The organism is Fibrivirga algicola (assembly GCF_011742925.1).
GTDB lineage: Bacteria > Bacteroidota > Bacteroidia > Cytophagales > Spirosomataceae > Fibrella > Fibrella algicola.
Genome location: NZ_WAEL01000004.1, coordinates 36,699 through 48,309 on the forward strand (window position 1 = coordinate 36,699; position 11,611 = coordinate 48,309).

The following is an 11,611-nucleotide window of genomic DNA, read 5'->3' on the forward strand; positions in this document are numbered from 1 at the left end:
CAGTCATGAAAACCCTTGCTGTTGCCACCGATTTCACCGACGGATCCCACTGGGCTACCGACTACGCGCTCGAGCTAGCCCGCCAGTTACATACCCGCCTGATACTCGTCCATATATATGATCCACTGCCTGCGATAACGCCTGCACAGGAGTGGCTTACCTCAACGGCAGAAAGCCAGTATTTTCGGGCCATTCACCAACTTCAACAGCTTAGCAATGAACTGACGAAGCGCAGCGACGGCACTGTTACGATCACGGTTGTTGCCCGCCCCGGTTCTCCTGCAACCGAATTAGCTGCCGAAGTCGCCGCTCAGCACGCCGACTTGCTGGTAATGAGTTTGGCCGGAGCCAACCCACTGGAAGACCGACTGGATGGGAGTTTAGCCACTGACATGATTCCCCGTACAAAACTGCCGATGTTATTGATTCCGCCCGGTGCTCTGTTTCGTCCGCCCCGGCATATGCTGCTGGCTATCGACCTTTCCAGTTCAATCAATGCGGGAGCAATGACAACCGTACTTCGGTTCGCGCACCTGCTGCACGGCTCACTTGATGTAGTGTGCGTTGAAGACGAGCCCGATGACCAAGAAAAAAAAGCGGCGGGGCAGATTCGTGACCTACTCCGTCATCAGCCTCACACGTTTACTTTTATTCCTGGTTATGACGTGTCTATAGCGCTGGAAAACTTTGTAGCAGCGTACAAATCCAACTTACTAGTTATGCTTCCCCGGGCGCATAGCCTGCTTCGAACGTACCTGCTTGAGTCAACTACGCAGGAGGTTGCGCGTCTGACCACCATTCCGGTTTTAGCCGCCGTTTGACGAATAAGCCTGAGGTTGAGTGTCAAAACAGGCGGTAAGCTGGCAAGCGCTCCATCCGCCTTACGCGATGTGCAGCGCCGGGACCAAGTTGCTCGCATGAAGCCGGTACACCCTACTGGACCCTCAATACGCTACACCATTCGCACGGTTATTCTCTGAATTTTTCCAGCTGTATGCTGGACATAAAAAACGGCAATACACTGGCACCCCGACAGCAACGTACCCGCCAACGACGATGGATTACGCACGTAAACGAGCTTCAGGTTGCTTACCGCTTCGTAAAATCAATGTTGTAAATCAGATTGAGCCGAAAGCCATTATTAAGCTCAAAAACAGGTTTTCCCGTATCCGGATCAAGGTCGGCATGTTGTACTACCTGATTGAGGTAGTTTAGTTCGAGTTGACAATTCTCACTGAATTGGTACCCCAGCCCAGCCGACAGTCGGTTCTGATTAAATACATTTTGTCCGACGTTTTGCCCAAAACCAACAAAGACTTCATCAAAGAAGTTGACGTACAACTCCTTATCATCGATTGTTTGTCCATGTAATGGGAGTTCTCCGGCAACCTGGTAGCGGATTCGGTGCTGAAATTCCCAGTCGGCTACCTGCCGGGGGTTTTGCTCGGCCAGGGTGGCGAGCCATCGCTGCTCCAGCCTGAACCGATGTGTAAGACTTAGTCGGCCGTAGGTTTCTTTTAATTGAATGTCTTCATGGAGCCGGTGTTCCGAGTACGGCACACCGGCGTCGGCCTGCGGGTAACGGCCATACGGGAACGTGGTAAAATAGGTGTAGCCAGCGCCCAGCTTTACGCGGTCAGTCAGGGTACGCACTACGCCCAGCCGGGCCAGCGACTGCTGCCAGGCACGGATCAGTTCAATGCGCCGCCATTGGTATTCAGTATGGATCGCCCACTTCTCGCTGACTTTGTGATCCCCGTTATAGACGTACCAGCCAATTGCCTGATGATCCAGCACACGGCTCTGGGCACTTACCCGGCCAATCAGCATACAGAAAAAAACAATCAGGCCACTGCGGGCCCACCCAAATCGGTTTACACTCATTTAAACAAATCCGTTATGCACGGCGATTCAAAAACCAATGGAGTTGTGGCTTCTCAATCGGAACAGCCTCTTTTTCGGATTGTTTAGCAATGGGCCCTACCGGAGGTTAACACTTAAGCGGACGGATGTGTCGGTGACATGGCCAACAACGCCTGCATACGTTCCTGAAAGCGGCGGCGATCGGGGGTTGTATCAAGTAAAGGGAGGTATTTTTTGTCCAGTACTGCAAGGAGCGGTACTGGGCACAATGGCCTCGGCAATTCGGCAGCGAGGGTCATGGCTTCCTCGAAGCGTATACTGGCCTGCCGTCGTTGACCGTCACGCAGGTAGGCTTCGGCCAGTCTGATGGCGACTTCTACAGCCAGAGGCGATGGGTCAGGCAGCGTGCTGGCATATTGATGCGTCTGTTGCCAGACAAGCAGTGCCTGCGGGCGTTTGCCAGCCCGGTCGTAGGTCTGGGCTTCACACAACATGGCCTGCACCCGCAACCACTCGGCACCAGGTACGTTCGCAGCCAGGGCTTCACAGAATACATGCTGCCCCTGTTGATACAGCGTTCGAGCCTGTACGTACTGCTTTGTCTGCAAAAAATAATGCCCCGCCGTGAGGTAAACGCCCCCAGCCAGCACCGGATAGGCAATCACCTCCCCACTTAGCAGGCATTGACTGACTGCCTGCCGAATGGCCGATTCATGGCCGGATTCAATTGCCTGTTGCAAGGCCGCAACGGCAGTTGGGTACGTTGCCGGTTCCATCAGTTGATCATCACCATTGACCCTTTCACCGTAGTGATGCCCGACGACTCGACCGTGGCCATCCCGGTGCCCGCCACTTTGGTCATGGCTCCCGTGGCATTGAGCGTCCCGGTTGCTTTTACGTCGACCATTGCACCTTCAAAAGAGGCTTTCCCCGTTGCTTTCTCAGCAATCTCGCCGCCCTTTACGTCGACCTTGATGGTTCCTTCGATGTTGACATTCTTGCCATTGATGTTGATCGTAGTGGCTTCCAGTGATATCTCGTTGGTTGCCTCGATCCTGATTTTGTCATTTGACTTGATCGTGATCGTACCCAGATTATTGTCGACCTTGATAAACACGGTGTTCTGCGGGTTCACTTCCATATGAAACTCGTGCACCGTAGCCGTGTCGACGAACCGGAGGATGCTACCGCTTTTCACGCTGATATGATGCTCTTTTATAGCGGGCGTATCCAGAGCGGCATTGCCATAATGGGGCAAGGCGCCCATGATCACCGGCCGGTCGGGGTCGTTCTGTTCGTAAGCCACCAACACCTGATCGCCCACATCGGGCACAAATTGAAATCCCCGGTTTTTGACTGGGCGGTCACCTTTCCCAAAGCTCGGCATCACGGTGCGTATCCAGGGCGTGGTTCCACTTTCCATCCACTCCAGCCGGACTTTCACCCGACCCAGGTTCTTGGGGTCTTTGTTGTCCGTTACCTCGCCCAACTGCGGGCCAACCTGGGGCCGATAAAGATCGGCAGGCGGCATCCGTTTAAAATCGGCCGATGTGGCCACAAACTCGTTGTAGTAGTCGCCCATCTGGTCCATGACATGCCGGACCGACAGCACGTGTAACTCGCCAATCTGATCACTCGACAGGCTGGCACTAATTTGCAGCGACGTACCTGGCGAGATACCAGGAATGACCGTTCGCCCCTGGGTGAACTGGGTCATGGTTTTCTGCGATTCAGATCGGTTCTGGGCTAGTGGGGCCACATCGGCAGCCAGATTTGCCTTCCGTCGGCCCGTCTGGTTTAGCTCATCCATGGTGGCAAACAGCGGCGGGTTTGCGGGTCCGGTTGCTGTTTGATTGGTATGCGTCTCCGAAAAATAGTCGATCTGCTTGTGGTGTGTAGCTACCACGCGCGTACCTGTTCTCAACGAAGTGAGGTCGGCCCCAAATACGAGTTGTACGGGCTGCGGTGACCCCGGCGACTGTGTAAAATGCAGCGTCTGACCATCATAAAAAAACCACGCACCATAGTCGTAGGCCATTCGCCGCAAGAAATTCCAGTACGTCTCCTGGTACCGAACGCAATAGGGAATGACGCTGGCCGGACCAACTACCGATACTACCTTTTTAGTCTTTTTGTAACCAGCCAGGCAGGTATTGGCAATGTCGGTCGGCGATTTATCAACGTACATACTGATTCCCGGCAGGCTATCGAGTTGATACGGTTGCCCGTGACCACGAAAAACGATCTCGCCGCGAAACCCATCTTCAGGCTGATGCAGCCCCTCTTCGGCAATGATCCCTTCAAACGTGAGCTTAGGCATATTCCCCTCCCCGGCAATGACGATCGAAATGTTCTTCCCCAGGAATGGACCAAATTTCGGCTTGATCGAAAAGTGTTCATTCAACCGCTCATGTTCAATGGCCACCTCGAACGAATGGTAGGTATGAATCGACTGCTCGATGATCAGATGACGAAGCCCCTCAATGCGGGTCCCCTCGATGGAGATGGTTGCGGTTTTACTCATAGCAGAACAAAGTTCACCTTATTTCTGATGCCCTTATATCCCAAATAAACCGCTCAGTATATACTAACATACCGTCCAATATATATCAGTAACATGTCAAGTGTATTGACTGGAAATAGCCCAAATTAGTCTATTCAATCTGGCTACTTACCAGTCCGTAACCAGTCAATAGCCTACTTATGAGCCATGTGTATTACCGCTACCCGATTCGGCTGAACAGCCTGATGACGGGTGCCGATTTGCCAACGTGTGACATTGGCGCCTCGATCGCTCAATTCCTGAACATGCTGCTTCACTCACGCTTCAACGAGTTGCGGAGCGACCCCAGCTTTGGCTGTTCGATCTGGGATACGGAGTTCGACCATACCATGAATCAGTATACCTGGGAATCACAGTTGACCCTATCGCTTACCGAGGCCGTTAAACAGCAGGAGCCGCGGCTCCGCGACGTGTCGGTTCGGGTTATCATCCAATCGGCGGCGGGTATTGATGGGCTGCCCGGCAACACCCGCCGCCTGGCCGACGTGAGCGTGTCGGCCACGGTGCAGATGACCAACGAACCTTTTCGCTTTACCACCCGTCTGCTGCTGGGTACCCTGTCGGGTCGGTAGCTGATTTTCTGTTTGTCGTATGCCGTTCAGTACCTACCGCGACCAGTTCACGAAAGAAGCCATTCGGCAACGGATGCTCCAGCACGTTATGCACATTTGGGGTGTGCGTAGCCTGAGCCATCTCGATCCGTTTGTTCGCCTGCTGATGGATACCCTGGCCAATGAACTAAACAAAATCAGTAATGAATACCTCGACTCGGAAGTAGGGCTCCTCAACAAACTGGCCTCGCTGCTTACTCCCGATCTGCTGACGGTACCAAGGCCCGCCTACGCCATTATGCAAGCCCAGCCCGCCGAAGCGGTGGGCTACCTGTTGCCCGATCATCACTTCTATACGTCGAAACGCTTTGCGTCGAAACCCTACGGCGAACTCGACAGTCGGCAGGACATTTTCTTTAGCCCGGCCGGCACTGTTAAACTTGTCGATGGCGCAGTGCAGTACATCGCCGCGGCCGACTGCCTGTTTAAGAATGACCCGGAGGTGGGCAAAATGCTGCTGGCCCGATCGGGGGCTGGCCGGCAGCGTCTGCCGGCGCATACGCTCTGGCTGGGCCTGCGCCTGACGACCGACCTGACCACGCTCGACCGGCTGACGTTCTACCTGAACTGGCCCGACCAAACCGGGCCAGTTCGCACAGACACCGTATACGACCTGCTGGCCCTGAGCCACTGGTACATCAATGGGCAACGGGTGATGTCGGAAGCAGGCTTCTGCTACGATCCGGCCCCAAACCTAGTCACCCCCGGCATGGAAATTCCGGGGGTTGAAGTGGCGGGTACGTCCAGTTTTGACCACCGGCCAATGGCCGACCAGCCCGACCGGCTCCTGGCACCGTTTGAGGTTGACCAGCTCCTGGAAATGGACGTAAAACGTACCTACCACAGCCGCTTTATTCACCTGCGTCAACCGCCCGACGATCAGTCAGACCAGATCAACGCGGCTCGCCAGATGTACCCGGCAGCGTTTGCGAACTGCTTTCCACCCGAAACCCTGATGGCCCTCAACGACCCGACGATTGTCTGGCTCTCGGTGACCCTCCCCGCGCTGTTCGACGAGGATACCCTCCGAACGGTGGAGGTATGCCTCAACGCATTTCCGGTTATGAACCGAAAACTCAACCGGCTGACCTACCGCACCCGAATCGTGCATAATATTTTGCCGTTGCCTGTCTTGCCGAATGAGACCTTTCTGGCCGTGCGTTCGCTGATCGACAGCCGCAACCGCGTCTTTACGCCCTTCCCTTTCCGACAAGCCGACCGCCTGCCGACAGGCTGCTACGCCCTGCGTCGTGGAGGGGTCGAACGGTTCGATGCCCGTGATGCCCGCGAACACCTGCATTACCTGCTCGAAGTGCTACGCGACGAATCAGTGGCGTTTACGGCCTATGGGCAGGACGCGGTCTTGCTGCATGCCCGCGACCTCAACGAACGGCTGACTCAGCTTGAAATGCTGCTGAACCAGCAGGAAGGCACCGCCCGTGAACTGCCCCACTACCTGCTGGTGAAGCCGCAGGAAGAAGGGGACACACTGGAGGTCAGCTACTGGACGATCGACGGAGAACCCGCCAACAATATTCCTGCCGGCACGGCCCTACTGCCGCACAACATGGCCGACCTGCTGGTAGATCATTGTCGCCTGCTGACGGCTACCCTGGGTGGACGCAGCCAGTTGAAAGCCGCCAACCAGCTCGACGCGTACCGCTATGCTCTCATGAGCCGCGATCGGGTAGTGACGCTGGAAGACATCCGATCGTTTATCAAAGCTGAGCTGGCCGACCTGCTGGCCGATGTTAGTATTCGCAAGGGGGTGGCCGTGGGTACGCAACCGAAAGAAGGCCTGCTCCGCACGATTGACCTGTACCTGACTCCGGCGGCAAACTGCCAGCTTACCCTGAGCGACTGGCATGTACTGAACACCAGTCTGAAGGCCAAGCTTATTAGTCGCTCCGGGCAGGTCAACCAGTACCGCTTTTTCGTAACCGAACCCGCCGCAGCCCAATGAAACCATACGCGTGTAGCCACCTGCTCCTGGTAGCCTGCTGGCTGGGGTTTATAACGGCGGCATCGGCCCAGTTTTCGACTGATACGTGCTGCCGACAGCTACCTACGATCACAACGGCCGTTCTTCCTCCGTATCAAGGCCACTGGGAATTAGGTTTGTCGGCTGGGATCAGCAATCAGTACCAGCGAACGATCTACAGTAATAAATTTTTCGGCGCGCCGGGCCCCTGGGTTTCCTTTTCGGCCGACTATTTCCTGAAACGGCATGTCGGTCTGGGTCTCCAGGCAGGTTACTTCGGGTTTAGCCTCCAGCGGCAAAATGAAGCATACATCCGGGAAGCCCTGACGCTTTTGAAGCTCCCGCTCGATCAGGCGGGATTGCTGGAACCAGCCAATCTGCACTCGTTCCACCTGGTGGCGGGTCCGGTTGTTCGGGTATCACTGGGCAGGCGACTTACCGGTTCGGGCAACATCCGGGCGGGAGTTTTCTTTAATGATGCGCCGATCACCGGTGCTTTCGACAAAACCAGTGAACGACTACTTTTCCGCTTTTCGCCCGCTGCTGACCGCTTCCGACCCGGCCTCACGGCCTCTGCAGCCCTGGAACGTACAATGGGGCCATCGGTGCGGCTGGGGCTACGGGCCGGTGGTTTCCTGAGCAAACTGTCGTATAACGTCGACGGGCCAGAGGGTGCCTTTTTTGTCTTTTCCAGAGCGCTGGTTGGCTATACAGTGCAGGTAAGTGCGTCGGTCACAATTCGCAACCGACGGTCCAGCGCCGTACCAGCCATATTGCCGGGCTGTTATACGCCCATTCTGCCCGAGCAGGCTATTACCTATGACGTAGATAAGCAACCACAACCCGTGTTCACTTGGCATAGCGGCGCCCCCGTATATACCACCGACGAGGTGTTTACCTTCCGGCTGTACGCACTACCCGGTAACAAGCTGATTGACGAACGCAGCACCGATGGTCGTATGCTCCCCTGGTTACAGGGCATGAAAGTCCCCGACTCTACCGCCCAATTCTACTATACCATTCAGGCCTCGCGGCGCGACCAGACCGGCCAGAGTTGTGTAAGCCCGGTTGCCACTGGCTCGATGCGGTTTTATAAGCAGGAAGCCGTTCGCGTGAATGTAGTGCGGGAACGGGCACCGCTGACAATCGATATTTATGAGGTGCGGCTGGCTAAATCAGGAACGGCAGTTCCCAAACCTGTGACAGGTCCATCGGCGGCCCGCCGGAAAGCGCCGGTAGTGACTAAAAAGCGCGGATCAGTAAAGGCCAAGGTGCCCACCAGGCCAACAGCAGTTTCGGTGGTTCAGGCCGCTCCCCCAACCGTTGATGTGTTGATTTACCGGGAAGTCTCACGCCGCAACGACGTTGTTTGGCCCTCCGGTATTCCGTACCCCGAAAAGCCAACGCTTTATCTCTACGTGCTGCGTACGGAATCGGGTGCCATCGAGGGGCGCTACAACTTACTGGTTACGCCGGGCATGCCGGGCACCATTCGGGTCATGACCGATGTAGAACGTACCCAGTGGCTGCGTAAGGCTGTGCAGGCTTCCCTTCCACCGGCAACCAAGTGATCACGAGCCGTATGTTACAGATAGCTATTGAATCCAAGGTAATCAACGTGGCTCGCAGACGGGGTATCGGCACGCTCAGTCAGCACTACCCGAACGATGTCATTGCCAGCTGGCAGAAAATAGGCCAGCAGATCGTCGATGAGACGGATGGTAGTGGTGTGGGGCAGAAACTCGGCCACCCGGTCATCGGGAACGGGGCCAATGGTCAGGCGGATGCCGTTGCGGCCGTCGTCGAAGGTGTTGCCCATGATGGCGTCGATACCGAGGCGGCAGCCATCGAGCGAGGCCACATCGTCGGCAACGGCGGGCCGGTTCAGGTGGCGGCTGCTTTCGAGGTACATGGGTACCACAAACAGCATGCTCATCAGTTGGCTCACCCAGCTCAGGTTACTGCGAAGTTGGTGAATAAGCGGCAACAACTGCACAAACAACCCCCGGTGCAACGGGTCGAGGCTGTTAATGATCGGCCAGGCCACGGCAAACTGATCAACGAGCGTGTCGGCATGCTCGAGCCGGTCATGCTGCTGATCGCGCAGGGCGCGGAGCACGCGCAGGTAGTTCAGCTCGGTATCGAACGGGAGGAAAAACTGACGCGCTTCCCGCTCAATCTCGTGGGTACGTTGCACCGACTCCAAAATGCTGTCTACGTCGAACGCTTCGCGCATTGTACGGGCATCACCCGGGCCCGGCGCGTGAAAGAGGTAGGGCGGCAACTGGTCATAAATCCCTTCGCGGGGCGTATCGAGCCGCCAGTAAGGCGCCACCGATCCGTCGATCAACCAGGAGGTCAGCGGGTTATGATCCTTCGAATAGGCCCGGGCATCGGGACCGGTCGGGTTCATAATCAGCTTATCGAGCGGCAACATTCGACTCAACAGATCAGCGGCGACAAGGTCGGCCCGCAGATCGAGGTCAAGCTGATCGAGAACGTAGTCGGGTTGCGGCGTCTGGGCAGAGGCGGGGTGAGTCATACAGGGCGGGCCAATCAGGTAGTTACCGAACTAAAAATACAGTCAACAAGCCCATTCCACCAGCAGGACGTACCTGCCGACGGGCATTATTCGCTAAACGGTCTATGCGTGCATTAAATAACCAGGCCATCATGAAGGCCTACTGGCATTTTCTCTGGCGGTTCGTGCTGCTGATCGGCGTGGTGCTGGCCAGTGTCTACGGCTTTTTACGGGCCTTGTCGCAGCAGATCAACCAACTCAGCGCCGACAAGGCCCGCTACGATGAAGTACTGTACGTGCAGCGTCAGCTGGCCGAACAAACCGACTCCCTATATAAACACATGCGGTTGCTCAACACCAACCTGATCCGGTACGACCGCCCCATGCAGCGGCTGATCAGCCAGCAGAAAGAATCAATCGGTAAGCTGATTACCGACCATCCCGGCAACGAAAAGGCATTTGCCGTGTACCAGAAGCTTAACGGGTACGTCAACCAGATGCTGTTACTGAAAGACTCGATCCGGAGCGTAGAGACCAATGTGCAGGGTGTCCGCCGCGAGCTCTCGAATTGTGAACAGCGGGAACGGATTTCACGCTGACAGTCACAAAAAGAGGCATTCCATTACCCACTAGCTACCTAACGACTTTAACAACGAATGATAACCATTTTCGGATTCAGGGTGAACGAACGGCAATTCCTCTTTGCCTATCTGCTGGCAGGTACGTTGCTGCTGGGCGGGCTGGCCGGGTGGGTGCTGTACCGCTCCTACGATTTCCCGACCAGTAACGCCGTGTACCTGGCCGACCGGATACGGCGGCAGCAGACCATTCTTCAGCAACAGGAACGGTACCTGCCCCTCCTCGATTCGGCTCACCGTACCATCGCCACTTATCGCCCCGCCATGACCGCCCTGTTTGTGGAGGCTGACATTGATAACCAGATTGACGACATCCGGCGAATCTACAGCCAGAACACCGACGTGGCCTCGTACCGGGCATTTGCGCAGGCAGCAGATTTCTACCGGATGATGTACGATGACAAACGCGTACTCTGGACCAAGCAGGATAACGTAATCCTGTTCAGTAAGCAGCTGGAAGAATGCGAAGTGGGCTTTCAGCCTGTAGCGGCGGGGGCAGCCTCGGCCCCCGCTGCCGCACCCGCCAGCCAGCTTCCCCGTTTTCCCGCCCGCTAAGTTGTAAACGACTATGCTTGAACGCAAATGGATACTGACCGGCGCCACGTTCGTGGTAACAGCGCTGCTGCTCGGGCTGCTCTACTGGTATAACCGGGGGCCAGTGGTTCGGGCGGGGGTTAGTCCGTTGGGCGTGATGGTCAACCAGCCGATCTTTTTTGCCGACAGCACCAACGGCGCGTCGAGCTGGCGCTGGGAGTTTGGGCAGGGCTCGGAGTCGGGCGAGGCTAAAGGGCAGTTTTTTTACAGCCAGCCCGGTTTGTATCAGATTCGGCTCACGGTTGATGGGAAGCAGCAGCAGACCTTTGCCGTTCGGGTACGTCCCGCGCCCACCCGCCGCGACTCGCTGATCCGCCTGCTGGGTCCGACGGTGGCGTATCAGGACGAAAAGCTGAGTTTTACCACGTTTGGGGCCAGTGCAGGCAAATTCGCCTGGCAATTTGGCGAAACCGGTTTAGTAGACTCCCGGGAGCCAACGGCCATTTATACGTACGTCAAACCGGGTACGTACACCGTGTCGCTGACGACCGACATTACCCAGCGACCGCTAATCCAGACCGTTCGGGTGCTGCCCCGATACAGCCGTTTCACCATGCCCGTCGATACCACGGCTGAAGACATCCGCTGGCGGTTGCAGCGGATCGCCAATGGGCAGCAGGTCAACGCGCAGTACAGCTACCTGGTCAGCCATTATCTCTGCGGCAATCCCGATTTCCCGGTGGTCGCCAATGGGCAGCCCGTGCGTGATTTCTACTCCTACTGCATGGCGCTCCAGTTTGAGGGGCGTAACCAGATCGACGCAGTAGCGCTGGAGGGTGGCCTCAACGGCAGTTGCCTGACTAAAATGACCGTTACTCAACACCAAAAATAACCACACGG

11 protein-coding genes are annotated in these 11,611 nt (G+C 56.3%); 7 read left to right on the plus strand and 4 right to left on the minus strand.

What is annotated here, in order from left to right:
* Nucleotides 1-5: 5 nt before the first annotated feature.
* Nucleotides 6-821: a universal stress protein gene (locus F7231_RS11525; protein ID WP_166692013.1), complete on the plus strand. Its 816-nt coding sequence runs from the start codon at nt 6-8 to the stop codon at nt 819-821.
* Nucleotides 822-1,089: 268 nt separating this feature from the next.
* Here the strand turns inward: F7231_RS11525 and F7231_RS11530 are convergent, their stop codons facing one another.
* The 3 genes from F7231_RS11530 to F7231_RS11540 all read right to left on the minus strand — a co-directional run bounded on the left by F7231_RS11530 (nt 1,090) and on the right by F7231_RS11540 (nt 4,387).
* Entirely contained in the window at nt 1,090-1,884 is a 795-nt protein-coding gene (locus F7231_RS11530) for a DUF2490 domain-containing protein (RefSeq protein WP_085413833.1), read from the minus strand.
* A 113-nt stretch (nt 1,885-1,997) separates the two neighbouring features.
* On the minus strand, nt 1,998-2,639 hold the full coding sequence (locus F7231_RS11535) for a hypothetical protein (RefSeq protein ID WP_166692014.1): 642 nt from the start codon (nt 2,637-2,639) through the stop codon (nt 1,998-2,000).
* On the minus strand, nt 2,639-4,387 hold the full coding sequence (locus F7231_RS11540) for a type VI secretion system Vgr family protein (RefSeq protein ID WP_085413831.1): 1,749 nt from the start codon (nt 4,385-4,387) through the stop codon (nt 2,639-2,641). The genes F7231_RS11535 and F7231_RS11540 overlap by 1 nt, the downstream gene beginning before the upstream one ends.
* Nucleotides 4,388-4,566: 179 nt before the next feature.
* On the opposite strand from F7231_RS11540, the gene F7231_RS11545 reads away from it, so the two are divergent.
* The 3 genes from F7231_RS11545 to F7231_RS11555 are packed head-to-tail and all read left to right on the plus strand — an operon-like array spanning nt 4,567 to nt 8,589.
* On the plus strand, nt 4,567-4,998 hold the full coding sequence (locus F7231_RS11545; RefSeq protein ID WP_085413830.1) for a GPW/gp25 family protein: 432 nt from the start codon (nt 4,567-4,569) through the stop codon (nt 4,996-4,998).
* Between the two features lie 19 nt (nt 4,999-5,017).
* On the plus strand, nt 5,018-7,000 hold the full coding sequence (locus tag F7231_RS11550) for a type VI secretion system baseplate subunit TssF (protein WP_166692015.1): 1,983 nt from the start codon (nt 5,018-5,020) through the stop codon (nt 6,998-7,000).
* Nucleotides 6,997-8,589, plus strand: coding sequence for a porin family protein (locus tag F7231_RS11555; RefSeq protein WP_166692016.1), 1,593 nt, complete (start codon nt 6,997-6,999; stop codon nt 8,587-8,589). Before F7231_RS11550 ends, F7231_RS11555 begins: the two co-directional genes overlap by 4 nt.
* Nucleotides 8,590-8,603: 14 nt before the next feature.
* Here the strand turns inward: F7231_RS11555 and F7231_RS11560 are convergent, their stop codons facing one another.
* Complete coding sequence (locus F7231_RS11560) at nt 8,604-9,560, minus strand: type VI secretion system baseplate subunit TssG (protein WP_085413827.1); 957 nt, start codon at nt 9,558-9,560, stop codon at nt 8,604-8,606.
* 104 nt (nt 9,561-9,664) lie between these two features.
* Here F7231_RS11560 and F7231_RS11565 point away from each other — a divergent pair, with 104 nt between their 5' ends.
* From F7231_RS11565 to F7231_RS11575, 3 genes are read left to right on the plus strand one after another with little or no spacing between them, the layout of a single operon-like run.
* Complete coding sequence (locus tag F7231_RS11565) at nt 9,665-10,138, plus strand: type VI secretion system TssO (RefSeq protein WP_085413826.1); 474 nt, start codon at nt 9,665-9,667, stop codon at nt 10,136-10,138.
* A gap of 57 nt (nt 10,139-10,195) precedes the next feature.
* Nucleotides 10,196-10,732 carry a type VI secretion system TssO gene (gene tssO / locus F7231_RS11570; protein ID WP_085413825.1) on the plus strand — a complete coding sequence of 179 codons (537 nt, stop codon included), beginning with the start codon at nt 10,196-10,198 and terminating at the stop codon, nt 10,730-10,732.
* A gap of 13 nt (nt 10,733-10,745) precedes the next feature.
* Nucleotides 10,746-11,603 (plus strand): PKD domain-containing protein, encoded by an 858-nt coding sequence (locus F7231_RS11575; protein ID WP_085413824.1) that lies wholly within the window; start codon nt 10,746-10,748, stop codon nt 11,601-11,603.
* The last annotated feature ends 8 nt before the right edge of the window (nt 11,604-11,611 follow it).